General features: G+C 72.4%; 16 protein-coding genes, 1 tRNA gene and 1 pseudogene. 8 read left to right on the forward strand and 10 right to left on the reverse strand.

Translation table 11 applies throughout. From position 1 onward, the window contains the following. Positions 1–10: 10 nt before the first annotated feature. Genes BLU79_RS37510 through BLU79_RS37520 form a run of 3 tightly spaced genes read left to right on the forward strand, consistent with a single transcriptional unit; the run spans position 11 to position 2,924 of the window. A complete protein-coding gene (locus BLU79_RS37510; RefSeq protein WP_093910483.1) occupies positions 11–1,363 on the forward strand; it encodes an amidohydrolase family protein in 1,353 nt (450 codons plus the stop codon). Beyond that, positions 1,360–2,235, forward strand: a complete 876-nt coding sequence (locus BLU79_RS37515) for a cupin domain-containing protein (RefSeq protein WP_093910484.1) — start codon at positions 1,360–1,362, stop codon at positions 2,233–2,235. Before BLU79_RS37510 ends, BLU79_RS37515 begins: the two co-directional genes overlap by 4 nt. Beyond that, positions 2,232–2,924 carry an SDR family NAD(P)-dependent oxidoreductase gene (locus BLU79_RS37520; RefSeq protein ID WP_093910485.1) on the forward strand — a complete coding sequence of 231 codons (693 nt, stop codon included), beginning with the start codon at positions 2,232–2,234 and terminating at the stop codon, positions 2,922–2,924. The genes BLU79_RS37515 and BLU79_RS37520 overlap by 4 nt, the downstream gene beginning before the upstream one ends. A 28-nt stretch (positions 2,925–2,952) precedes the next feature. On the opposite strand, the gene BLU79_RS37525 is transcribed toward BLU79_RS37520, so the two are convergent. From BLU79_RS37525 to BLU79_RS37535, 3 genes are all read right to left on the reverse strand, one after another. After that, positions 2,953–3,750, reverse strand: coding sequence for an SAM-dependent methyltransferase (locus tag BLU79_RS37525; RefSeq protein WP_093910486.1), 798 nt, complete (start codon positions 3,748–3,750; stop codon positions 2,953–2,955). Positions 3,751–3,869: 119 nt separating this feature from the next. Next, entirely contained in the window at positions 3,870–4,352 is a 483-nt protein-coding gene (locus tag BLU79_RS37530) for a Dps family protein (protein ID WP_093910487.1), read from the reverse strand. 77 nt (positions 4,353–4,429) lie between these two features. Next, positions 4,430–5,239, reverse strand: coding sequence for an alpha/beta hydrolase (locus tag BLU79_RS37535; RefSeq protein ID WP_093910488.1), 810 nt, complete (start codon positions 5,237–5,239; stop codon positions 4,430–4,432). A 165-nt stretch (positions 5,240–5,404) separates the two neighbouring features. On the opposite strand from BLU79_RS37535, the gene BLU79_RS37540 reads away from it, so the two are divergent. Together BLU79_RS37540 and BLU79_RS37545 are read left to right on the forward strand one after the other, a co-directional pair. Further along, positions 5,405–6,592 (forward strand): thiolase family protein, encoded by a 1,188-nt coding sequence (locus BLU79_RS37540; protein WP_093910489.1) that lies wholly within the window; start codon positions 5,405–5,407, stop codon positions 6,590–6,592. A 66-nt stretch (positions 6,593–6,658) separates the two neighbouring features. Beyond that, complete coding sequence (locus BLU79_RS37545) at positions 6,659–7,432, forward strand: sulfite exporter TauE/SafE family protein (protein ID WP_093910490.1); 774 nt, start codon at positions 6,659–6,661, stop codon at positions 7,430–7,432. Here BLU79_RS37545 and BLU79_RS37550 read toward each other — a convergent pair. From BLU79_RS37550 to BLU79_RS37570, 5 genes and pseudogenes are all read right to left on the reverse strand, one after another. Beyond that, positions 7,418–8,230, reverse strand: a complete 813-nt coding sequence (locus BLU79_RS37550; RefSeq protein ID WP_093910491.1) for an HAD-IIA family hydrolase — start codon at positions 8,228–8,230, stop codon at positions 7,418–7,420. The genes BLU79_RS37545 and BLU79_RS37550 overlap by 15 nt on opposite strands. Before the next feature lie 35 nt (positions 8,231–8,265). After that, positions 8,266–9,741 (reverse strand): hypothetical protein, encoded by a 1,476-nt coding sequence (locus BLU79_RS37555; RefSeq protein ID WP_256333613.1) that lies wholly within the window; start codon positions 9,739–9,741, stop codon positions 8,266–8,268. 167 nt (positions 9,742–9,908) lie between these two features. Beyond that, positions 9,909–11,989 (reverse strand): annotated as a pseudogene (locus BLU79_RS37560) (MDR family MFS transporter). A gap of 109 nt (positions 11,990–12,098) precedes the next feature. Next, the gene (cobF, locus tag BLU79_RS37565; protein ID WP_093910493.1) at positions 12,099–12,872 is read right to left on the reverse strand and encodes a precorrin-6A synthase (deacetylating); all 774 of its coding nucleotides are present in this window, start codon (positions 12,870–12,872) and stop codon (positions 12,099–12,101) included. A gap of 124 nt (positions 12,873–12,996) precedes the next feature. Beyond that, positions 12,997–13,512, reverse strand: a complete 516-nt coding sequence (locus BLU79_RS37570; protein ID WP_093910494.1) for a DUF309 domain-containing protein — start codon at positions 13,510–13,512, stop codon at positions 12,997–12,999. A 101-nt stretch (positions 13,513–13,613) separates the two neighbouring features. Between BLU79_RS37570 and BLU79_RS37575 the strand changes: the two genes are divergently transcribed. The 3 genes from BLU79_RS37575 (at position 13,614) to BLU79_RS37585 (ending at position 23,224) form a co-directional block, all read left to right on the forward strand. Beyond that, positions 13,614–13,687 (forward strand) — tRNA-Pro (locus tag BLU79_RS37575). 265 nt (positions 13,688–13,952) lie between these two features. Beyond that, on the forward strand, positions 13,953–21,701 hold the full coding sequence (locus BLU79_RS37580; RefSeq protein ID WP_256333614.1) for a type I polyketide synthase: 7,749 nt from the start codon (positions 13,953–13,955) through the stop codon (positions 21,699–21,701). Between the two features lie 50 nt (positions 21,702–21,751). Further along, positions 21,752–23,224, forward strand: coding sequence for a tryptophan 7-halogenase (locus tag BLU79_RS37585; protein ID WP_093910496.1), 1,473 nt, complete (start codon positions 21,752–21,754; stop codon positions 23,222–23,224). Positions 23,225–23,231: 7 nt separating this feature from the next. Here BLU79_RS37585 and BLU79_RS37590 read toward each other — a convergent pair whose 3' ends face one another. Then, positions 23,232–23,687 (reverse strand): VOC family protein, encoded by a 456-nt coding sequence (locus BLU79_RS37590; RefSeq protein WP_093910497.1) that lies wholly within the window; start codon positions 23,685–23,687, stop codon positions 23,232–23,234. Beyond that, positions 23,684–24,589: an AraC family transcriptional regulator gene (locus tag BLU79_RS37595; protein ID WP_093910498.1), complete on the reverse strand. Its 906-nt coding sequence runs from the start codon at positions 24,587–24,589 to the stop codon at positions 23,684–23,686. The genes BLU79_RS37590 and BLU79_RS37595 overlap by 4 nt, the downstream gene beginning before the upstream one ends. Positions 24,590–24,593: the final 4 nt, after the last annotated feature.

The raw sequence follows: 24,593 nt of genomic DNA on the forward strand, positions 1-24,593 counted from the left end.
AGGAAGGGCGATGAGCAATCGGATACTCCTGCGCGGCGGTCATGTGCTGTCGATGGACCCCGGCATCGGGGACCTGCCCCAGGGCGACGTCCTCATCGAGGACGGCAGGATCGCCTCCGTGGAGCGCGAGATCAGCGCCGACGCGGAAGTGCTCGACATGACCGGCCGGATCGTGATCCCCGGCTTCGTCGACACCCACCGCCACACCTGGGAGGCGTCGATCCGGAACGTCGCCCCCGACGCCACCCTGGACGACTACTTCGTCGACATCCTCGACACCTTCGCACCGCTGTACACCCCCGAGGACGTGTACGCGGCCAACCTCGCGGGCTCGCTGGAGTGCCTGAACGCAGGCATCACCACCCTCGTCGACTGGTCGCACATCAACAACACGCCCGCGCACCCGGACGCCGCGATCCAGGGCCTCACGGAGGCCGGTATCCGCGCCCAGTACGCGTACGGCAGTGCCAACACCTCGCTCGCCGACTACTGGTTCGAGAGCAAGATCGCGATCCCGGGCGACGACGTACGACGGATCCGCGACACCTACTTCTCCTCCGACGACCGCCTGCTGACCATGGCCCTGGCCACCCGCGGCCCCGGCTTCTGCCTGGGCGACGTCGTCACCGCCGAGTGGGCCCTCGCCCGTGAGCTGGACATCCCGATCACGGTGCATGTGGCGATGGGCCGGCTGGCGGGCCGCTTCGGCATGGTCAGGCAGCTGAACGACCTGGGGCTCCTCGGCGCCGACACCACCTACATCCACTGCTGCTACCTCAGCGACGAGGAGTGGCAGATGGTCGCCGACAGCGGCGGTACGGTGTCGATCGCGCCGCAGGTCGAGGTGCAGATGGGGCACGGCTGGCCGCCCGTGATGAAGGCCATCGAGTTCGGGCTGCGGCCGTCGCTCAGCATCGACGTCGTCACCACCGTGCCCGGCGACATGTTCACCCAGATCCGCGCGGCCTTCGGCGCCGAGCGGGCCCGGGTCAACGCCGACTGCTGGAAGGCCAATCTGCCCGTTCCGGAAACCATGTTGACGGCACGTCAGATGCTGGAGATCGCCACGCGCAACGGTGCACACGTCGCGGGTCTGGAGGACCGCACCGGCTCCCTCACCCCCGGCAAGCGCGCCGACGTCGTCGCGATCGACGCCACCGCGCTGAACGTCGCCCCGGTGCACGACGCGGCGGCCGCGGTGACGTTGTCGGCGGACGTCTCCAACGTCGACACGGTCATCGTCGACGGAGTGATCCGCAAGCGCGACGGCAGGCTGGTCGCCGACGTCGACCGGGCCCGGCGACTGGTCCAGGAGTCCCGCGACCGGCTCCTGGCCGCGAAGGAGGCGAAGAGCGCCGCATGACCCGACACCTGGTGCGCCGGGCCGCCGACGTCCCGGAGCCGCCGTACGACGAAATGGGCCATCGGCGGCGGGAGTTGGTGGGCGAGGGCGACGGAAGTGTGCACACCGGCTTCGGCCTGTGCGAGATACGGCCCGACGGCAGGGTCGCGGCCCATGTGCACTCGTACGAGGAGAGCTTCCAGGTGCTCGACGGGGCCGTGATCCTCGACGTGCCCGAGGGGTCGTACCTCCTCGAAGAGGGCGACTACGGCCTCCTCCCGACCGGCGTCCCGCACGCATGGCGGGGCGCCGGGGACACGGGCGGGCGCTGGGCCGACATGCTCGCACCGGTGCCGCGGGCCCGCTACGGCCACGACACCCAGGCCGTGTCCGCGCTGCCGGAGCGCGCCCCCGTCCGTATCGACGTCCGCGACCCGCGCACCCGGTCCTTCGGTCATTTCGAGCCCGCGCAGATGGACCCCGGCAAGCAGTCCCAGGACCTGCTCGCCATGTCGGCGAGCATGCGGACCGCGCTGTTCGTGTACAGCGGGATCACCGTGAAGATGATGGTCGACAGCGACCTCGGCGCGGTCGCCTCGACGATGTTCATGGTGCAGTACGCCCCCGACGGCGTCGCGGGCACGCACGACCACCCCTTCGAGGAGACCTACCTCATCCTGGAGGGCGTCGTGGACGCCACCTTCGACGGCGAGCGGTACCGACTGGTGCCGGGCGACCTCGCCTGGGCGGGGGCGGGATGCGTGCACGGATTCGCCAACGCGGGTCAAGGGCCGGTGCGTTGGCTGGAGACACAGGCGCCCCAGCCGCCGGCCCGACACTCCTACCGGTTCACGCGGGACTGGGAGTACCTGAGGGAGGCTCTGGGGTCATGAGCAGTGTGGTGGTCGTCGGCGGGACGTCCGGGATCGGCCGCGAGTTCGCCCGCTCGCGCGCGAGGCGGGGCGACGAGGTGGTGCTCACGGGCCGGGACGCGCATCGCGCGGACACGGTGGCGAAGGAGGTCGGCGCCTCCCAGGGCATCGCCCTCGACCTGTCGCGGCCACGTGAGATCGCCGGCGCGCTGGCCGGGGTCGGGCGCGTGGACCACCTGGTGATCGCGGGCATCTCACGGGACGAGAACCGGGTCGCCGAGTACGACATCGACGCCGCGCTGCGACTCGTCACCGTCAAGCTCGTGGGCTACACCGAGGTCGTGCACACCCTGCGGCCCCGGCTGCACGACGACAGCGCGATCGTGCTGTTCGGCGGTCAGGCCAAGGAGCGTCCGTACCCCGGGGCGACGACGGTGGCGACCGTCAACGCGGGGGTGCGGGGTCTGGTGAACACCCTCGCCGTGGAGCTGGCGCCCATGCGGGTCAACGCCGTGCATCCGGGGGTGGTGGGCGACAGTCCGCACTGGGCGGGCAAGCCCGAGGAGGTGCTGGCGGGGTTGCGCGCCAGGACGCCCATCGGACGGCTCGCCACGATGGCGGACGTCGTGGACGCGGTGGACTTCCTGCTGCGCAACCGGTCGGTCAACGCGGTCGAACTCGCCGTGGACGGTGGGTGGTTGCTCGGCTGAGCGGGGTCGTGCGACAGGGAGGTGAGGGTCAGCGTTTGATGCCGACCGCGCCGTACAGCGAGACCTTCTCCCCGCTCTCCTCCGCGCCCGGCCGCCAGTCCGAGAGGGAGACGATTCCCGGGTCCAGGAGCTCAAGTCCCTTGAAGAAGCGGCTCATTTCGGGGTGTGAGCGGGCCACGAGGGTCACACCGCTCGCCGTGTAGGCCGCGATGCCCCGGTTGACGTTCTCCGGGTCGAAGTCCGCCGTCATCGCCGACAGCACCAGACAGCTGCCCGGCGCCAGTGCGCCGACCAGGGTGTCCACGAGGTCGTGGGCGCCGTCGTCGTCGGCGATGAAATGCAGGAGCGCGATCAGCGACAGGGCGACCGGGCGGTCGAAGTCGAGGACAGCTGCGGCCCGTTCGAGAATCCGCTCCGGCTCGCGCGCGTCGGCCTGCGCATACTCGGTCGCGCCCTCCGGGGTGCCGTGCAGCAGGGCCCCCGCGTGAGCCAGCACGATCGGGTCATTGTCGACGTACACCACCCGCGCGTCCGGGACGACGGACTGGGCGATCTGGTGCAGGTTGGGCTCGGTCGGGATGCCGGAACCGACGTCGAGGAACTGGCGGATCCCCGTCTCCCGGACGACCGCCCGCGTGGCCCGTTCCATGAACCGGCGATTGGCACGCGCGTGCCGCGGAGCGTCGCCCTGCATCGCGGTGATCCGACGCCCCAGTTCCTCATCGACGGGGTAGTTGTCCTTGCCGCCGAGATACCAGTCGTAGACGCGGGCCGGATGCGGCCTGCTCGTGTCGATGAGCGGTATGGCCGGATCGGTCCCGGTCACGCAGGTCTCCTCTGCTCGACAGCGACGTGTGCGAGCAGTCTGTCACGATCATGCGGCCCGGCGGAGGCTGTCTTCGGCCACCTCCTCGCCGAGCGAACGCCGCACCGGCGAGGCCTCTGTCACTCGGCGCGCGGCCAGTTCTCCGCGTCGAACATCCAGCGCTGCTTCTCCAGTTCGCCGGTGATCCCGATCAGCAGGTCCTGCGTCACCGGGTCGGGCTCGGCGGTCGCCTCGATGCGTTCGCGCAGCCGCCCGATGGCCGCCTCCAGCGTGTCCACGATCAGCTGGACGACCTCGGTGTCGCGCACCCAGCCCTCCTTGGGACCGGGCAGCGTGTAGGCGGCGGCGATGGTCTCCGGCCGGCCGTCGGGCGGGAGGCCGAGCGCGGCCGAGCGCTCCGCGACCGTGTCGGCGAACTCGCGGGCCGCCGACACCACGTCGTCGAGTTGGAGATGGATCGAGCGGAAGCGCGGGCCCACGATGTTCCAGTGCGCCTGCTTCCCGATCAGTGAGAGCCCGAGAAGATCGACGAGGGTGCTCTGCAAGGCGTCTCCGGCCACCCGGCGGGCCGGCTCGGGGAGCGTGCTCTTGATGACAGTCATACCGAGCTCCTCCTTCTGGCTGCTTGCTCCACGCCGGCGCGGGTGCCCAGGGTGAACCGGAGCAAACGCGACGCGTCTCAGCGTGTGAGCACGCCGTCCAGGAAGCGGATGAGGTCCGCGAGGACATCCGCCTTGTTCGTCTCGTGGAACACCTCGTGCCGTGCACCCGCGTACACGCGCTCGGTCAGCTCCTCCCCGCGCAACTCCTCGATGCCGGTGCGGCTGCCGGGGAGCGGGACCAGGCGATCACCGTCGCCGTGCAGCCACAGCAGCGGCACGCGCCCGATTCCGCCCTCCTTGGACACGGTGTCCAGCATCCGGGTGAACGCCTCCACCGTCGGCCGCTTCATCGGGCCGTGCCACACCAGTGGATCCGCCGCGTACGCCGCGCCCACCTCGGGGTCGCGGGAGAGCGCGGCCGGGCTGATCGGGGTGTCGGGGATCGTGTCGAGGGCGAGCAGCCGCCGGGGCAGTTCCCAGTCGCCGATCACGGGCCCGGAGAGCACCAGGGCGGCGAGCGTGTCGCCGTGGAGCTGGGTGTACCGGGCCGCGATCAGACCGCCCATGGAGTGCCCGATCATGACGACCGGTACGCCCGGATGCGCGGCCCGGGCCAGTTCGGCGACGGCGTGCACATCGGCGACCACGTCCGCGAAGTCCTCGATCACCACCCGCTCACCCGCCGACCTCCCGTGCCCGAGGTGATCGGGCCCGAACACGGCCGCACCGTGCGCGACCAGGGCATCCGCGAGCTCGGCGTACCTGCCGACGTGCTCTCCGTAGCCGTGGACCACGAGCGCGAGGTAGCGGGGCCGGGGGTTCGGCCACTCGCGGACTGCGATCGATCCCCGGCTTCCGTCGAGGACGTGCTCGCGGACATCGGTCATGGCTCCTCAGCTCCTCCGGCTGCTTCGGTGAGGTCCCGGGGGATCTTCCCAGGGCGCTGGGGGCCGGTCTATAGTCCGAAACTAGCGGTGCTAATTAATGGTGTGCCGAGTCAGAGGCGCCGATCCACGGGCGCCGATTCGAACTGCCCGGTCAGGAGACCTGTCGTGCGTCCCGTCCACTTCGCGGCCGCCCGCCGCACCCCCATCGGCAAACTCCGCGGAGCGCTGTCGTCGGTACGGCCCGACGACCTCGCCGCGACGGTGATCCGGGGCCTCGTCGCTGATGTGCCCGCGCTGGACCCGGCGCGCATCGACGACGTGTACTGGGGCGCCGCCAACCAGGCCGGCGAGGACAACCGCAACGTCGCCCGCATGGCCGCGCTGCTCGCAGGCCTCCCGGAGTCGGTCCCCGGCGCCACAGTCAACCGCCTGTGCGCGTCCGGCCTCGAGGCGGTGACGACCGCGGCCCGCACCATCGCGGCCGGCGAGGCCGACATCGTGCTCGCCGGCGGCTCCGAGTCGATGAGCCGCGCCCCCTTCGTCCTGCCCCGCCCCGACGAGGCGCTGCCCCACCGCATCGAGACCGTCGACACCCGGCTCGGCTGGCGCCTGGTCAACCCGGCGATGAAGGAACTGCACGGCCTGCTGTCCATGGGCGAGACGGCCGAGGAGGTCGCCGAGCGGTACGGCGTCCCACGCGAGCGGCAGGACGAGTTCGCGCTGCGCAGCCACCAACGGGCCGCCGACGCCCGCAAGTACGGCCACTTCGACGACGAGATCCTGCCGGTGCGGCGCCCGGACGGGGTGCTGGTCGACAGCGACGAGTGCGTCCGAGAGGACACGTCGTACGAGAAGCTGTCCCGGCTGAAGCCGGTGTTCCGCGCAGGCGGCACCGTCACCGCGGGCAACGCCTCCCCCATGAACGACGGCGCGGCCGGACTGCTCCTGGTCAGCGAGGAGGCCCTGAACGAGCTGGGCCTGGAGTCCCTCGGCCGCTATGTCGCCGGCGCCTCGGCCGGCGTCCACCCCGACGTCATGGGCATCGGCCCGGTCCCCGCCACCCGCAAGGTCCTGGCCCGCGCCGAGTGGACGGTCGCCGACCTCCAGGAGGCCGAGTTCAACGAGGCGTTCGCGGCCCAGGCACTAGCCTGTGTGGACCAGCTCGGCGTCGATCCCGAGCTGGTCAACCCGAGCGGCGGCGCGATCGCACTCGGGCATCCGCTGGGCTGCTCGGGCGCACGGATCCTCACGACGCTGCTGCACCGGATGCGGCGGACGGGGGCGGAGCGGGGCCTGGCGACGATGTGTGTAGGTGTGGGGCAGGGGAGTGCGGTGCTGGTGGAGAGGCACTAGCGGTCTCCCGACTGGCGAGACGGTGCTTACCAGTACCTGTTGTCTGCACATACCATCGGTCTCCGCATGGACACGATGAACCTCTGGCACATAACAGGGTGGGAATTCGCCGCGCTCGCCTTCGCGGCCCTGCTCGTCGGCTTCTCCAAGACGGCCGTGAGCGGGGCCAACACGGTCAGCCTGGCGATCTTCGCCGCCGTACTGCCCGCCCGCGCCTCCACCGGCGTCCTCCTGCCGATCCTGATCGCCGGGGACGTGCTCGCCGTCCTCACCTACCGACGTCACGCCCACTGGCCCACCCTGTGGCGTCTGTTCCCGGCGGTCGCGGCCGGCGTCGTCTTCGGCACGCTGTTCCTGGTGTGGGCGGACGACGGGATCGTCCGTACGTCGATCGGCGCGATCCTGCTGCTGATGGCGGCCGTCACGGTTTGGCGCCGGCGTACGGCGGAGAAGGAGGACGCACCCGACTCCGTCACCACCCGGGCCGGCCGGGTCAAGGCCCGCTCGTACGGCGTCCTCGGCGGCTTCACCACCATGGTCGCCAACGCGGGCGGTCCGGTGATGTCGATGTACCTGCTGTCGGCCGGCTTCCGAAAGCTCGGCTTCCTGGGGACCTCCGCTTTCTTCTTCCTGATCGTCAACGTCTCCAAGGTGCCCTTCAGCGCCGGACTGGGCCTCATCGACGGCCCCTCGCTCCTGCTCGACGCGGCTCTCGTGATCTTCGTCGTACCCGGCGCGCTGATCGGCAGATGGGCCGTGGACCGGATCAACCAGCGGCTGTTCGAGCAGCTCGTCATCGCGGCGACGGTCGTGGGCGGCCTGCAGCTACTGTTGCGCTGATCCCCGCAGTTCCCTCAGCAGCGCCGGCAGATCGGCGAACGAGTCGATCACATGGTCGGGCGTGCCGCTCGCCGCCCGATGGGTCTCCGGCAGGTACTTCCCCGTCCTGACCAGCACCCCCGTGACCCCGGCCCGCTGCGCCGCCAGCACATCCGACTCGATGTCGTCACCGACCATCACCGCTTCCCCCGCACCGGCCCCCACATGTGCCAGCGCCGCCTCGAAGAACGCGGCCGACGGCTTCCCCGTGATCTCCGCCTCGACCCGCGCGGCCTTCTCCAGACCGACCAGGAACGCGCCGGTGTCGAGCTGCAACCCCTCGTCCGTCCGCCAGTACAGATTCCGGTGCATGGCCACCAGCCGCGCCCCGCGCTGCACCTGCCCGAAGGCCCGGTTGAGGGCCGCGTAGTCGAACTCGGGTCCGGCACCCCCGAGGACCACGACGTCCGGAGCGGTGTCGTCCCCCTCGTCCTCGCCGATGACGGTCACCCCGCCGAGATCCTCCACGATGTCGCCGCTGTTCAGCAGCGCACACCGGGCCCCCGGACAGTGCTCGGCGAGATACGCGGCGGTGACGGCGGGCGCGGTCAGGATGTCCTCGGCGGACACCGGGAACCCCGCCTCCGCCAGCACCCGGGCGATCGACGCCCGAGTCCGCGACGTCGTGTTGGTGACCAGCGCGACACCGAGACCGGCCGCGCGGATCTCCCGCAGCGCCTCGACCGCCCCGGGCAGCGGCTGCCACGAGACGGTGAGGACCCCGTCGATGTCGATGAGGACGGCCCGTACGGATCCCATGCGAGGACGATAGCCACCGACCGTCGCGGCACCGCTCAAGCAGCGATCCCGACACCCTCGATCCTGCCCCAGGCCCGCTCCTGACCCGCCGTCATCGCGGGCCACCGCAGCCCGCCCGGGCGCGGCTCGACACGCGTGGCGTACGGCGCCGGGCGGAACTCCGGGTCGTAGAAGCACCCGGTGCCATACGTACGGTCGAACACCGCGCACGACGCGGCGACCGACCGGGCCGTGGGCCGCTCACCCGCCCGCACCCACCTGTCCAGGGCCGCGATGGAGGCGGCGTACTCGGCATCGCTCAGCTCACTGTGCTCGTGCTCCCGCGTGAACGTCTGCACCAGGTGCCCGGCCCGACCGGCCCCGCGCAGCGTGGCCCGGTACGCCGCCTCGTGCTCCACGAACGCCGTCGGATCGTCGATCGCGTGCAGGGTCAGCACCGGGATCGAGACCTTGCCGGTGAGATCGCTGTCGTAGGACAGATCCCGTACGGCCGTCGGGTCCGCGGCGAACCGCTCGGCGCCGGCGTTGAGCGCCTCGTCGTCGTGCGACCCGGAGTACCGGACGCCCTGGTTGCCGAACGGGTTCCGGCCCCCGAGGCGGTCGTGCACGATGTCCCGGAACGTGAAGGTCGCGAACCGCAGATGCGACTCCAGCGCGCGCTCCGGGATCCTCGTGACGGCCAGAATGTCGTCGAGATTGCGCTGCTGCAGCGCGCTCCGCTCCTCGGGCGCCGACGCGTAACCGGTGCATTCCTGCAGCCGGGCGCGCAGCCCGGCGGACGTCATGGTCGAGCCGGCGCGCAGCCCCTGCCACAGCGGGTACTGCGGCTCGGTCGGACGGGGGTGGTTGCCGCAGTAGTACTGGTAGACGACGCGCAGGTCGACGCGGTAGTCGTAGCCCCGTGAGCCACCGGCGAGGACGCCGTTGGTGAGCAGCGCCCCGTCGTAGGCCCCGCCCCGCCCGCCGTAGGTCTCGACGACCTTCGCGGCGACGTTCCCGCCCCAGGACTGGCCGTGCGCATACGTCCGCCGAGGCTCGCCGAACTCCTCGACGAACAGCCGACGCACGCTCTCGGTGTCGGCGGCGGCCATCCGCGTCCCGTAGCCGCCCCGGCGGTACGACGAACCCGCCCAGGCGTAGCCCTCCTTCACCATCACCGACCAGCGGCCCAGGTCGTCGAGGCTGCGGGCGGGGTCGGAGCCCGTACCGAGATCGGGGCCTCCGTGGGAGTGCACGACGAGGGAGCGGTTCCAGTGGTCGGGCACGGCTATCGCGTAGTAGGCGCCGTTGGAGTCGCGGCCGCTGTAGCAAGTGGCCCGGCTGACCAGTTCGGCGGGACATTCGGCACGCGCCGGTCCCTCCGCCGACTCCGACTCCCCTCGGGCGTTCGAGGCGCCGACGAGGAAGCCGACGGTGAGGACCCCGGCCAGTACGGCTGCCAGCGCCGTACGCCGCCGTGGAACCGGTGAAACAGACCTGCGGATCACTGTGTGCGTTCTCGTCCAGTCCAAGACGCTGCTCCTCGTCCTCGTCGGCGCGTCGTCGAGCCGTGCGCCGCGATGCTAGGGAGCGACGGGGTGAGGAACCACGATCTGATCGTTGTGTTCATAGTGTTCGCCGGAGACGGCGCTCGGGACGGGCGGTGCGCGGACATGCCGCCGCCCGCCGCACCCCGGTTTCAGTGCGACGCGCTCAGCTCCGGCTCCTTCGTGCGGCTCGGGAGCCCCTCGGTCAGGTCCTCGATCAGCAGGCGCTTGGCGATCGTGTGGACCGCGGCGCGCAGGTCGGTGCCGGGAGGGCTGCCGATGTCGTCGTGCACCCGTTGTTCGAGCCAGCCGCCCCACGCCTTGCCGATGATGTCGGCCTCTCGGGCGCCCGCCGCGGTGTGGGAGAGGAAGGAGCCGTCGCGGGTGAGGTAGCCCTCGTCGACCATGCGGTCGAAGACGGGCAGGAGCACTTCCGGGGGCATGCGACGGCGGGCCGCGATCATCCCGAGATCGGCGTGGCCGACCAGGCGCGTCAGCAGCTCGACCTGGAACACCGCCCAGGCGCCGGCCACGTCGAGGCGGGTGTCCGAGTCGGCGATGATGCGGCGGGCGGTGTCGGCCCCCAGGCCGCCGATGATCTTCCCGACGGACGCCTCCAGCACCCGCTGGGCGTTGGCGTCGTGCGGCGAGGCGAACCCGTCGCCCATGTCGGTGGACCCCAGGCGCGCGCTGTCGCGCAGCGGCACCTGTTTGAGGAACAGGGAGACCACGAAGCCGACCGCCGCGACCGGCACCGTCCACAGGAAGACGGTCTGCAGCGTGTCGGCGTAGGCCTCGACGATCGGGGCGGCGACGTCCGACGGGAGCGCGTGCAGGCCGTCGGGGCTGGTCGCGGCCCGGGAGACGGCGGCCGGATCGAGGCCGGTGTCCGCGCTCGCGGCTTCGGCGACGGCCGCGGTGAGACGGGGGTGAGCGAGTTGGTGTAGATCGTGCCGAAGGCGGCCGTGCCGAACGAACTGCCCAGCGTACGGAAGAAGGTGACCCCGGAGGTCGCGGTGCCGAGGTCGGCGTAGACGACGGTGTTCTGCACGGCGATCGTCAGGACCTGCATGCACAGGCCGATGCCGGTACCGAGCACGAACATGTACAGCGACTCCAGCCAGGCGTTGGAGGACGGCCCCATGAGGGACATCAGGTACAGCCCGACCCCCATCACGAGGGAGCCGACGATCGGGAAGAACCGGTACTTGCCGGTCTTGCTGACCACGTTGCCGCTGAACACCGAGGCGATGAGCAGCCCCACCACCATCGGCAGCGTCCGCACGCCCGAGATGGTGGCCGAGTCGCCGTCGACGTACTGCAGATAGGTCGGCAGATACGTCAGCGCGCCGAGCATGGCGAAGCCGACGATGAAGCTGAGCACGGAGCAGACGGTGAAGACCGGGCTGGCGAACAGCCGCATGGGCAGCATCGGTTCGGCCGCCCGCGTCTCCGCCCAGCAGAACAGGCCGAGCGCGATCGCGCCGCCGACGAACAGGCCGATGATGATGCCGGAGCCCCAGGCGTACTCGTTGCCACCCCAACTGGTCGCCAGAATCAGCGCGCTGGCGCCGACCGCGACCAGCCCGATGCCCAGATAGTCGATGATGGGCCGGGCGGCCGACTTGACCACCGGGATGGTCCGGGCGGCCGCGATGACGACGATGATCGCGATCGGGACGTTGACGTAGAACGCCCAGCGCCAGGTGAGATGGTCGGTGAACAGCCCGCCCAGGAGCGGCCCGATCACCGTCGCCACACCGAACACGGCACCGATCGCGCCCTGGTACTTGCCGCGCTCCCGGAGCGGGATGACGTCCGCGATCAACGCCATCGCCGTCACCATCAGACCGCCGGCCCCGACCCCCTGCATCGCCCGCCAGACGATCAGCAGCGTCATGTTGGAGGCCAGACCGCACAGGAACGAGCCCGTGATGAACACGATCGCGGAGACCTGGAAGACCACCTTGCGGCCGAACATGTCGCCGAACTTGCCGACCAGGACCGTCGCGACGGTCTCCGCGAGCAGGTACGACGTCACCACCCACGACATGTGCTCGGCGCCGCCCAGGTCCGACACGATCGTCGGCAGCGCCGTGCCCACGATCGTCTGGTCGAGTGCCGCGAGCAGCATCCCCAGCATGATCGTCACGAAGACGACATTGCGGTGACGCTTGTCCAGCACGGGTGGCTGGGAGGCGGCGGGCGGAACGGATTCCTCGGCGAGCGTCACGGCCCGACGATCACAGCGGTGCGGAGACGGCGCATGCGGGAACGGTCCGCCCGGGTGCCGTGCGGATGCCGCTCACCCTGGGCGCGTCCGTGCTGCTCCTTACTGCTTCCTACTGATCTCTCGGGTTCCTGCGCAGCAGATACGTGTCCATGATCCAGCCCTTGCGCTCACGCGCCTCGGCACGCAGCCGCTCGATCCGGGGCGCCGCCTCGACGATCGGGCCCGAGGCGAGAATCTCGTCCGGGGTGCCGATGTAGGCACCCCAGTAGATGTCGATGTCCTGGTCGGCGTACCGCCGGAAGGTCTGATGGGCGTCGAGCATCACGACCACGTCGTCCACGCCCTCGGGGAAGCCCTCGGCCAGCCGCCGACCGGTCGTGATCTGCACGGGCCGGGCGATCCGGTTGAGCCCCGTCCGATGCCGGGCGACGAGCGCCGAGACACTGCTGATGCCGGGCACGACGTCGTACTCGAAGTCCACCGCGCCCTTGTCCAGGACCTCCTCCAGGATCCCGAGCGTGCTGTCGTACAGCGCGGGATCACCCCACACCAGGAACGCGCCCGTCTCGTCCTCGCCCAGCTCCTCGGCGATCATCCGCTCGTAGATCAGGGCGCGGGCACTGCGCCAGTCCCCGACGGCGGGGGAGTAGGCGGCACCGCCCGCGGACCGGTCCCGCTCCGGGTCCCGCGCCTCCACGATCCGATACGTCCCGTCCGATATGTGCGCGTCCAGCAGGTCCCGGCGCAGCTGCGTGAGGTCCGCCTTCACCTCGCCCTTGTCGAGGATGAAGAAGACGTCCGTACTGCGCAGCGCCCTGACCGCCTGCAGCGTGAGCTGCTCGGGGTCGCCCGCTCCGATACCGATGACATGAATCTTTCGCACACCCCGAGTCTGCCCCACGCCACTGACAACGCGGGCATCGCGTCCGAGGTCGGGGCACGTTTGCGAGTGCCGGGCCGCTCCCTCGGGGCAGGGGCCCGGGGGCGGGGTCGGGCCGCGCTCGCCCTCACCCCCGCAGCCGCGGCGCCCGTGCCCTCGCGTCCACGGCCCCGGCGTCCCGCTCCACGTCCCCCGCCACCGACCGAGCCCACTCTGCGAGCCCGCTCAGGTCCATCCCGTACGGCTGCGCGCGCCCCGAGGTCGACGCCCACTCCTCGACCGCCCCGGCGCCGCGCCGCAGCAGCCGCGCCCCGCCCGTCACATTGCCCCGGGCCGCGTGGGTGAGGCCCACCGCGAGCTGGGCGAGGCCCCGCCACAGGGCCCGCTCCTCGTCGGGGCCCGTCTTCCAGGCGTCCTCGAAGACCTCGTGCGCGTGGAAGGGCTTCCCCGCGTCGAGCAGCTCCTGCGCCTCAGTGACGCTCTGCTCGGGGGCGCGCACGACCCCCTCGGGCTGCCGCTCCACACCCTCCGCGCCGTATGGCAGGGGCCGCCCGAGCCCGTCCCGCGGTCGGGCGTTGCGAGCCCGCCCCTCGTCGTCCCGGTCCCGCGCACCGGCCGGCCTGTCTGAGGATGTACTGCCCATACGTCGATTGTCCCGCCCTGCCCCGGCCCTCTGCGAAGCGGCCCCCGACGTGGGGTAAAGTGCTGTTTGCGCGATCACGCGGTTCACCGTGTGAGACGCACCGGGACGTGGCGCAGCTTGGTAGCGCACTTGACTGGGGGTCAAGGGGTCGCAGGTTCAAATCCTGTCGTCCCGACGGTGCGAAGGGTCTTCGCAGGCAACAGCCTGGGAGGGCCCTTTTTGCGTCTGGGTCGTCTCCGCCGCTCCCGTGTGGACCGTTCCTCTGTGTGCACCCCTCCTTTGTCCGCCCCGCCCGGTCCTCCCCCCCCCGCACGCCGTATTCGTAGCGTGGTCAAGGGACTTGGCAGAATGGGCGGCGGCGTAGATCGGACCGACACGGTGCGGACGCCCGACGGGCGGGAGGCTCAATGGGGGCAGGGGAAGCGGTCGGGGTTCGGTCTGTGGCGGAGTTGCTCGCCGGGAACGCGTTACGGCAGGGCGAGAAGGTCGCGTTCGAGGACGACCGGCGCGGTGTGAGCTGGGCCGAACTGGAGCGCCGGACCGCCGGGTTGGCGGTCGGACTCGGGGTCGGCCGCGGCGAGCGCGTGGCGTTCTGCCTGGACAACAGTGTGGAACTGGTCGAAGGCCTGCTGGCCACGGTGCGGGCCGCCGCGGTCGGTGTGCCGCTGAGTCCGCGCGGTACCGACGCCGAGCTCTCGGCGCTGCTGGCCGACTGCGATCCGTCCGTCATCGTCACCGACCTGCGCCGGCTGCCGCGGATCGCCGGGTTGACCGCCGGGCGCGCGCCCCGCCTGGTGGTGACCGGCGACGGCGCGGCACCGGACGACGTCGGCCGCTTCGAGGATCTCGCCGCCGGGCACCCGTCCGCCCCTCGCGACGACCTCGGGCTGGACGAGCCCGCATGGCTCCTCTACACGTCCGGCACCTCCGGAACGCCCAGGGCCGCCGTGTCGAGCCAGCGGTCCGCGCTGTGGTCGTCGGTCGCCTGCTACGTGCCGCGGCTCGGCCTGTCGGAGGCGGACCGGCTGCTGTGGCCGTTGCCGCTCGCGCACACGTACGCCCACTCGCTGTGCGTGCTGGGCACGACCGTGGCCGGGGCCAGCGCGCGGATCACCGCGGCGGCGGATCCGGCCGAACTGGTCCGGCTGATCGGCGAGTTCGAACCGACCGTGCTGGGCGGCGTGCCGCTCACCTACCGCCAGTTGCTCGACGCCGGCCTCGGTGCGGTGCCCTCGCTGCGGCTGTGCGTCACCGCGGGCGCGCCCAGTGAACCGGACCTGCGGGACGAGGTGGAGACGCGGTTCGGCGCCCCCCTCCTCGACGGCTACGGCAGCACCGAGACCTGCGGCAAGATCGCCATGGAGACGGTGCGCGGGCCGAGGGTGCGCGGGAGCAGCGGACCGCTCGTTCCCGGCATGGAGGTCCGGCTGGTCGATCCCGAGAGCGGTCGGGACGTGGCCGGCGCGGAGGGGGAGATCTGGGTCCGCGGTCCCGGCGTCATGCTGGGCTACCACGACCGCCCCGAGGCGACCGCCGCTGCCGTGTCCGACGGCTGGTACCGCACCGGCGATCTGGGGCTGCTCGCCGAGCACGGGTGTCTGACGGTCACGGGCCGGGTGAACGACCGGATCGTGCGCGGCGGCGAGAACGTCGACCCGGCCGAGGTCGAGCAGGTGCTGCTCGGCCTGCCCGGAGTGCGGGACGCGGCTGTGGTGGCACGGGCCCATCCGCTGCTCGGCGAGGTGCCGGTGGCGTTCGTCGTCCCGGCGGACCAGACGGTCGAGGCGGCAGCTGTGCTGCGCGCCTGCGCCGCCGTGCTCTCCGCGCACAAGGTGCCCGAGGAGGTCCTGTTCACGCCCGCCGTGCCGCGCACCGCCGGGGGCAAGCCGCGACGGGCCGTACTGCGCGAGACGCTCGCCGAACGCCCGGCCGAGCCGGCGCTCGCGCGGCTGTCCGGCCGGACGCCCGGCGAGCGACGGGCCGCGCTGACCGACCTAGTGTGCGAGGAGACCGCGACGATCCGTGGGACGGCCGCCGATCCCGGCACCGCGTTCGCCGATCTGGGTCTGACCTCGATGGACGCGATGTCCCTGTGGCACCGGCTCAGCCTGCGCACCGGACTGCGGCTGCCCGCGACGCTGGTCTGGGACCACCCGACCCCGGCCGCGGTCGCCGCCCACCTCGACGCCCGGCTGCACGGCGGCGCCCCCACGACGGCTCTCCCACGCCGCGGGCCGGCCGCCGAACCGGTGGCGATCGTGGCCGTCGGCTGCCGCTACCCGGGCCAAGTGAGCTCGCCCGAGGAGCTGTGGCGGCTGGTGGCCGACGGCGTGGACGCCACCGGCGAGTTCCCCGTCGACCGCGGCTGGGACCTCGACGCCCTGCATGATCCCGACCCGGACCGGATCGGCACCACGTACACCCGTCGTGGCGGCTTCCTGCACGACGCGGCGGACTTCGACCCGCTGTTCTTCGGCATCTCCCCGCGGGAGGCCCTGGCCACGGATCCCCAGCAGCGGCTGCTGCTGGAGGTTGCCTGGGAAACCGTGGAACGCGCGGGCATTCCGGCGCCGTCGCTGCGCGGCAGCAGCACCGGCGTGTTCGTCGGCCTGATGCACGCCGGCTACGGCAGCGGGGTGTCGCCGCACGAGCTGGAGTCGCACATAGGCATCGGCTCGGCGGGCAGTGTGGCGTCCGGCCGGATCTCCTACGTCCTGGGCCTGCGCGGCCCCACCATGACCGTGGACACGGCCTGTTCGTCCTCGCTGGTCGCGATGGACCTGGCCGCCACGGCGCTGCGGGCCGGTGAGTGCACCCTCGCGCTGGCCGGCGGGGTGACGGTGCTGTCGAGCCCGCACCCGTTCGTCGCGTTCAGCCGTCAGCGGGCGCTGTCGCCCGACGGCCGGTGCCGCTCGTTCGCGGCGGGCGCCGACGGTACGGCGTGGGCGGAGGGCGTGGGCCTGGTCATGCTGGAGAAGCTGTCGGACGCCCGCCGTAACGGCCACCCGGTGCTGGCCGTGCTGCGCGGCTCGGCGGTGAACTCCGACGGCGCGTCGAACGGTCTGACCGCCCCCAACGGCGAGGCCCAGCGCGAGCTGATCCACCTGGCACTGGCGGACGCCGGACTGCGCCCGGCCGACGTGGACGTCGTCGAGGGACACGGCACGGGGACCGCGCTCGGCGACCCGATCGAGGCGGGCGCCGTGCTGGCCACCTACGGCCAGGACCGCGACCCCGCCGACCCGGTGTGGCTGGGCTCGGTCAAGTCGAACCTCGGGCACACCCAGGCCGCGGCCGGAGTGGCCGGCGTGATCAAGATGATCGAGGCCATGCGGCACGGCGAACTGCCCGCCTCGCTGTACGCGGACGAGCCGTCGCCGCACGTGGACTGGTCCACCGGCGCCGTGCGCCTGCTCGACCGGGCGCGCTCCTGGCCGCAGCGCGAGAGGCCGCGCCGGGCGGCGATCTCCTCCTTCGGCATCGGCGGCACCAACGCCCACGTGATCATCGAGGAGCCGTCGGACGTCGATGCCGGTGTCGAGGGCGGCAAGGGTTCCGGTGCCGATACCGGCGACCGCGTCGGCCAAGGCTCGGCCGAGCCCGCGGGCCCCTGGCCCGTCGTCCCCTGGCTGGTCAGCGGCAGCGACGAGGCCGGGCTGCGCGCCCACGCCGGGAGGCTGGCGGACGCGCTGGCCGACGCGACCGACGAGAGCGTGCTGGACATCGCGTACTCCCTGGCCACCACCAGGACACCGCTGTCCCGCCGCGCGGCCGTACTGGCCACCGACGCCGAAGGACTGATTGCCGGACTGCGCGACCTGGCGGGCGGAGCCGACAACCCGGCCCTGCACCGGAGCACCGTGCGGGCCCATCCACGGCTGGCGCTGCTCTGCGCGGGCCAGGGCGCGCAGCGGCCCGGCATGGGCCGTGAACTGGCGGCTGCCTTTCCGGTGTTCGACGCGGCCTTCACCGAGCTGTGCGAGGCGTTCACACCATGGCTCGACCGGCCGTTGTGGGAGGTGATCGACGCACCCGACGGCAGCCTCCTGGACCGCACCGACTACGCGCAGCCCGCGCTGTTCGCCTTCGAGGTCGCCCTGCACACACTGCTCGCCGAGTGGGGCGTACGACCGGACTTCCTGGTCGGCCACTCGGTGGGTGAGCTGGCCGCCGCCCATATCGCGGGGGTGTTCTCCCGCGCCGACGCGGTACGGCTGGTGGCGGCGCGCGGCCGTCTGATGGCGGCCCTGCCCGGCGGCGGAGCGATGATCGCGGTGCGCGCGCCGCTGACCGAGGTGGCGCCCCTGCTCGACGACGCCGCGGGGCCCGGCCGCGTCGCTGTGGCGGCGGTCAACGGACCGGAGGCCGTGGTGCTCTCCGGTGACGAGGACGCGGTGACCGCGCTGGCCGCCCGCGTCGGCCGCCCGACCACCCGGCTGCGGGTGAGCCATGCCTTCCACTCGCCGCTGCTCGACCCGATGCTGGCCGAGTTCCGCGCGGTCGCCGAATCGGTTGCCTACCGGCGCCCGTCCGTCCCCGTGCTGTCCACGCTGACCGGTCGTGCCGAGACGGACGCGCTCGCCACCGCCGACCACTGGGTACGCCAGGCACGCGAGACGGTGAGGTTCGCCGACGCGATGGGCGGACTGGTCGCTGCGGGGGTGACGGCGTTCGTCGAGGCCGGCCCCGCGCCCGCGCTCAGTGTGTCGGCCGAGGAGTGCGTCGGGCAGGACGCGGGCACGGTGGTCACCTCATGTGCCGACGTAGGCGGAGCGCTGGCGGCGCTGGCCGCGCTGCATGCGCACGGCGTGCCGGTGGACTGGCAGGCGGTGTACGCGGGCAGCGGTGCCCGCCCTCACCGCCCCCTTCCCACGTATCCGTTCCAGCGGCAGCGCTACTGGCTGGACGCCGTCCGACACCGGGTCACGGCCGGCCATCCGCTGGTGGGGGAGCCGCAGCCGGACGCCGACGGGCCCGGAATCCGGCACACCGGAGTGCTGTCCCCCGCTCGCCTCCCCTGGCTCGCCGACCATGTGATCGGCGATCGGGTACTGGCGCCCGCAACGCTGTTCGCCGAGCTGGCCTGCCGCGCCGCCGGCACCTCCGAAGCCGTCCGGCTGGCCGAACTGGCCTTCAGGGAGCCGCTGTTGCTGCCCCCGTCGGATCCCGTACGGGTTCAAGTGGTCGCCGGTGCGGCGGACCAGCAAGGGCACCGCCCGGTCACCATCTGGGCCCGCCCGGCCGACACCGCCGAGCCCTGGACCCGGCATGCCACCGCGACGATCGCCCCGGCCGGTCCTCCGCCCGCTCTCGCGTCCGGGACATGGCCGCCCGAGGGCGCCGAGGAGATCCCGGTCGACTACGCACGGCTCGCCGCGTACGGCCATGACTACGGCCCGGCGTTCCGTGCGGTGACGGCACTTTGGCGCCGGGACACGGACCTCTTCGCCGAGCTGACGCTCCCGCCCCGGGAGGCGGCGACCGCCGGGTCGTACACCCTGCATCCCGCCCTGTTCGACGCGGCGCTGCACGCCGCCCTGCTGGCCCGCCAACCGGACGAACCGCGCGCCCCGCTCACCTGCACCGGCGTGACCGTGTACGCGACCGGCGCCACCGCCGCACGGGCACACCTGCAACGGCTCGGCCCGGACGAGCTCCGCGTCACCCTCACCGACCCGGCCGGCCGTCCGCTGGCCGTCGTCGAGTCGGTGATCACCCGGCCGATCCCCGCGCAGGCGGCGGGCGCCAGGCCGTTCAGGATGACCTGGAGGCCCGCCACCCCTGCCAACCCCGCCACTCCCGTCGGCGGCACCGACTCGGATCACGAACTGCTCGACGTGGCACACCTGTCCGCCGCCCAGCCCGAAGGCACCAACCTCCCCGGTCGCGTAAAGGGCCTGGTCACGGCCGTGTTGGAGCGGGTACGCGAGTGGACGTCGCAGGCGCGACCGGGCCGACTGCTGGTGCTCACGCACAACGCCACCGGCGATGATCCCGACCTGGCCGAGGCCGCGGTGGCCGGACTCGTGCGCAGCGCCCAGTCCGAGCATCCCGGCCGGATCGTGCTGGTCGACCGCCGCGGCGCCGCCGCTTCGCCGGAGGTCCTGGACGCGGCGCTGCGGACCGGCGAACCGCAGGTCGCCCTGCACAACGGCGGCGTTCTGGTGCCGAGGCTGACCGTCGCGGATCCGCCGTCCGCCGCGCCGCCCGAGCCGGATCCCGAAGGGACGGTGCTGATCACCGGCGGCACCGGCGCGCTGGCCGCGAGCCTCGCCCGCTACCTCGTGGCCGAACGCCGGGTCCGGCACCTGTTGCTGGCGAGCCGCAGCGGTCGTATCCCGGCGTGGGCGGCGGAGTTGTCGGCGGACGTGCGGGTGGCGGCGTGCGATGTCAGCGACGGGGCGGCCGTCGAGGCCCTGGTGGGTTCCTGCCGGCCCGCGCTGACCGCGGTGTTCCACCTCGCGGGGGTGGTGGCCGACGGAGTGGTGGACGGCATGACGCCCCAGCGGGTGGCGAGCGTGCTGGCGCCGAAGGCGGACGCCGCCTGGCATCTGCACGAGGCGACCAGCGGCCTCGACCTGTCCGCGTTCGTGCTGTACTCCTCGGCGGCCGGTGTGCTGGGCCGGCCCGGTCAGGCCAACTACGCGGCGGCGAACGGGTTTCTCGACGCGCTCGCCCTGCACCGGGCCGCGCGCGGGTTGCCCGCGCAGGCGCTGGCCTGGGGCCCTTGGGCCACCGCGGACGACGAAGGAATGGCGGGCCGGGTCGCCCCGCACCATCTCGTCGAGGGTGGCGTACGGGCGGTCACCGAGCGCGAGGGCATCGACCTGCTCGACGCCGCGCTGCGCACACCCGAGCCGGTGCTCGTGCCGATCCCGCTGGACCGGGCTGCCGCAGGAGGCCAGGCCGGGCCGCCGGTCCTCGCGGACCTGCTGCCCGGCCGTCCGGCGCGGGCGGGACAGGCGGCCACCGCCGCCCCGGCTGTCGGGCAGACGCCCGGGGGCTGGCGCGACCGGCTGGCGGCCCTTCCCGCGGACCGCCGTGAAGCCGAGCTGACCGACCTGATCCGGGCCGAGCTGGCCGCGGTGCTGGGCTTTCCGGACGCGGCTTCGTTCCCCGTCGACCGCGAGTTCACCGAGCTCGGCTTCGACTCTCTGACCGCTGTCCAAGTCCGCAACCGGCTCAGCGCGTTCCTGCGGGTCCGGCTGGCGCCGACGATCGTCCTGGAGCACCCCACGCTGCCCGCTCTGGCCGCCCACGTCCACGCCGCCCTCCGCGACGCCGGAGGCCTGCCGCAGACCGGAACCGAACCGGAGCCGCGTACCGGAACCGAAGCGGAGTCACCGGCCGCAGCCGGCAGCGGCATGGAGAACTACGCCCGGTTCAGCACCGTCTACCACCGCGTGCTCCGCGAGCAGGGGCCGTTCGAGGCGATGGCGCTGCGCCACTTCGCGTCGTACGCACTCCCGACCTTCTCCGCGGCCGACCGCGCCCGGTACACCGTCGCGCCGACCCGGCTCGCCCACGGCGACGGCGCCGCGCTGGTCTACCTTCCGGACTACCTCACCCCGACCCAGCGCATCCCGCACGGCCTGGCGAAGCAGTTCGACGGCGAACGCGACCTGTTCCTGCTGGAGCATCCCGGTCTCGGCGCCCACCGGTCGGTCCCGGACAGCGTGGCCACGCTCGTGCGCGCGCACGCCGAGACGGTACGAGACCTGCCCACGGGTCGGCCGCCCGTCCTCGTCGGCTACTGCGCCGGCGGAGCGGTCGCACATGCCGTGGCCCGGCACCTCGCGGCGGAAGGGCAGCCACCGGCCGGCCTGGTCCTGCTCGACTCCCACGTCGGCGTCCTGCGCCGCGACGACGCACGGGGACTGGCTCTGATGGCCGCCGGTGCGGCCCTGCCGGACGATGTCGCCGACCAGTTCGACGACTCGTTGCTGATGGCGGGCGGCGGCTACGCGCGCGTGCTGGAGCAATGGCGACCCGAACCGTCACCGGTCCCCACGCTGCTGCTGCGCGGACGGCCGACCCCGCAGATGCGGCGGATCGACCCCGACGGCGACTGGCAGCCGCACTGGCCGCTCCCGCACGACGCCGCCGACATCCCCGGTGACCACTATTCCCTCGTCCACCACGACGCCGACACCACCGCCGCGGCGATCCGCGCCTGGCTGACCACGTAGGAACCCACAGCCGACCGCGTGGCAACCTCCGCAAGAACAGGAGACCTTGGATGACCTCGGACTACGACCTGATCGTCGTGGGCGGCGGACCGGCCGGCTCGACCGCCGCGACCGTCGTGGCCATGCGCGGGCATCGGGTGCTGCTGCTGGAGCGGGAGACCTTCCCCCGGTACCAGATCGGCGAGTCGCTGCTGCCCGCCACCGTGCACGGCGTCTGCCAGATCCTCGGCGTCGCCGACGAGGTCGCCCAGGCCGGGTTCACGCTCAAGCGCGGCGGAACCCTGCGCTGGGGCCGTGACCCCGAGCCCTGGCAGTTCTCCTTCTCCATGACGCCCCGCCTGCCCGAACCCACCGCAACCGCCTTCCAGGTGGAGCGCTCCCGGTTCGACGAGATCCTGCTGCGCAACGCGGGCAAGGCGGGCGTCGAGGTCCGCGAGGGCAGCCCGGTGCGCCGCGTCCTCGCCGACGGCGAGCGCGTACGCGGCGTCGAGTACACCGACCCCGACGGGACCGTACGGACGGCGTACGCCCCGCACGTCATCGATGCCTCCGGCAACACCAGCCGGATCCACGGCCAGGTCGGCGGCACGCGCGTGTACTCCGACTTCTTCCGCAACCTCGCCGTGTTCGGCTACTACGAGGGCGGGCAACGGCTGCCCGAGCCGAACAGCGGGAACATCTTCTGTGCCGCCTTCGATGCCGGCTGGATCTGGTACATCCCGCTGCGCCCCGACCTGACCAGCGTCGGCGCGGTGATCTCGCCCGAGCACATCCCCGCGGTGCAGCGTGATCCGCGCGCCGCCTGGCAGGACATGATCCGGGCCTGCCCGGACGTCGAGCGGTTGCTGACGGGTGTGCCGGTCGCGACCGAGGCGCCGTACGACCGGGTCCGGGTGCGCAAGGACTACTCGTACTGGAAGAAGTCCTTCTGGAACCCGGGCATGGCGCTCGTCGGCGACGCCGCGTGCTTCGTGGACCCGGTGCTGTCCTCGGGCGTGCACCTGGCGACCTACGGCGCTCTGCTCGCCGCCCGTGCGGTCAACGCCGCCCTGGACGGCAGCGTGCCGGAGGCGCGCGGCTTCGCCGAGTTCGAGGCCCGCTACCGGCGTGAGTACGCCGTGTTCTACGAGTTCCTGATTGCCTTCTACGACATGGAGCAGGCCGAGGACTCGTACTTCTGGGCGGCGAAGAAGGTGACCAAGGTCGACCTCGGCGAGGCCGCCGCGTTCGCCGAACTCGCCGGCGGACTGGTGTCCGGCGACCGGGCGGTCGTGGGCCCCGAGCAACTCGGCGACCACTGGCGCGCCGCGGCGGCCGAACTGGACGGTGCGGTGGGCCGGTTGGCGACCGCGGACGACCGCGTCAACCCGCTGCTGTCGGCCCGAGTCGTCGGCGAGACCTTCCGCACCGGCAACGACCTCCAGGAACAGGCCCTCTACGGCGGTCCGCTCGACGGCCCGGCCCCCACCGGCCCCAACTCACTCGCCGTCACCGCGGACGGCCTGTCCTGGACCCTCGCGTGAAACGGCCTCAGTCGGCCCGGCGGGGTTCGCCGGGATAGGTGCCGAAGGACCACTTGTTGCCCTCCGGGTCGGCGATGGCGAACTCCCGGCTGCCGTAGGGCTGGTCCTCGATCTCGCGGATGATCTTCACGTCGGCGTCCTTGAGACGCCGGTGGAGATCGTCGACGTGTTCGGTGACGACGTACGCCCCGAAGGTGCCCGGCTGCAGGGACCACGACTCGCTGCCCGGTTTGTGCGACCCGAGCATGATCCCGCCGCCCTCGGGCCAGTCGAGCTGGGCGTGCGCGACCAGGTCACCGTCCTGGTACACGGCAGTGCGCAGGAAGCCGACGGTGCCGACGAGGAAGTCGATCAGCGCGGGCGCGTCGTGGGCCTGGAGCGCGGGCCAGACGCTGGGTGCGCGCCGGGGATGCGCGGTGTCCGTTGTGTCCGTGATGTTCGTGGTGTCCGTGGTTGGGTTCATGGCTCATACTCTTCGCCGTTGAGATGGCCGCCCGCTTGGATATTCCGGCACTCTTCGGCCAGCCAGCCCGTGGGGCTCAGGTCGGTGTACTGCCGGAAGTCCCGCACCAGGTGGGAGTGGTCGTAGTAGCCGCACTCGGCGGCCACCCGTGCCAGGTCCGGTGGGTGGCCCGCGGTGACGGCCCGGACGACGGCGCCGCGTGCGTGCTGGAACCGCATCAGCCGGGCGGCCTGTTTCGGGCCGATGCCGGTCTCGGCCCGGAACACGGTGGTCAGGCGGCGCGGGCTCAGTGCCACATGGGCGGCCAGCCCGTCCAGCGTGCCCGCACCCCGATGACGGGCGAGCCAGGCCCAGGCCTCGGCGACTTCGGGCCGTACGTCGGCGGTGCGGCCGGCCGCTGCCGCGCGCCGCTGGAGATAGTCGGTGACGAGGGCGAAACGCTCGTGCCAGGTTCCCTCCGCGCACAACCGCTCGTGGATCTCGCCCGCGTCGCGCCCCAGGACGTCCGTGCCCGGGGTGACGAGCCGGTCGGTGAGCTCCCCGGCGGGCATGCCGAGCAGCCTCCTGGCCGCCAGAGGATGGACGGCCAGCTGGATGCCCGCCTCGTGCTCGGGCTGCAGCACATACGCCGGACGCTGATGCAGCCCGCCCACCACGATGTCCGTCCGCACGGCGTCGGTCCCGTGCGCCTGCTCGGGTGTGCTGCCACTGACCACGGGGCCGTCGATGGAGAAGATGAGCGTCAGATACGGGGAAGGCAGCCCTCGGTGGAGGGCGGGTCGCATGCCGGTGGATCGGTAGCCGACCGCGGAGACCACCAAGCCGTCCAGTCGCGGCGCGGCCGTGACGAACTCCCGGACGTCCCCGGGCGGCTCGGATTCCCGGCTGGTAGGCGCGCCCATGAGG

Origin of the sequence: Streptomyces sp. cf386, from assembly GCF_900103585.1 — a bacterium.
Classification (GTDB): Bacteria; Actinomycetota; Actinomycetes; order Streptomycetales; family Streptomycetaceae; genus Streptomyces.

Bases quoted from the DNA above. Each gene is read 5' to 3' on its own strand.
- BLU79_RS37585 (WP_093910496.1), top strand. From the start codon at position 21,752: ATGACCTCGGACTACGACCTGATCGTCGTGGGCGGCGGACCGGCCGGC.
- BLU79_RS37595 (WP_093910498.1), bottom strand. From the start codon at position 24,589: ATGGGCGCGCCTACCAGCCGGGAATCCGAGCCGCCCGGGGACGTCCGG.
- BLU79_RS37570 (WP_093910494.1), bottom strand. From the start codon at position 13,512: ATGGGCAGTACATCCTCAGACAGGCCGGCCGGTGCGCGGGACCGGGAC.
- BLU79_RS37510 (WP_093910483.1), top strand. From the start codon at position 11: ATGAGCAATCGGATACTCCTGCGCGGCGGTCATGTGCTGTCGATGGAC.
- BLU79_RS37515 (WP_093910484.1), top strand. From the start codon at position 1,360: ATGACCCGACACCTGGTGCGCCGGGCCGCCGACGTCCCGGAGCCGCCG.
- BLU79_RS37520 (WP_093910485.1), top strand. From the start codon at position 2,232: ATGAGCAGTGTGGTGGTCGTCGGCGGGACGTCCGGGATCGGCCGCGAG.
- BLU79_RS37550 (WP_093910491.1), bottom strand. From the start codon at position 8,230: ATGGGATCCGTACGGGCCGTCCTCATCGACATCGACGGGGTCCTCACC.
- BLU79_RS37545 (WP_093910490.1), top strand. From the start codon at position 6,659: ATGGACACGATGAACCTCTGGCACATAACAGGGTGGGAATTCGCCGCG.
- BLU79_RS37530 (WP_093910487.1), bottom strand. From the start codon at position 4,352: ATGACTGTCATCAAGAGCACGCTCCCCGAGCCGGCCCGCCGGGTGGCC.
- BLU79_RS37535 (WP_093910488.1), bottom strand. From the start codon at position 5,239: ATGACCGATGTCCGCGAGCACGTCCTCGACGGAAGCCGGGGATCGATC.
- BLU79_RS37590 (WP_093910497.1), bottom strand. From the start codon at position 23,687: ATGAACCCAACCACGGACACCACGAACATCACGGACACAACGGACACC.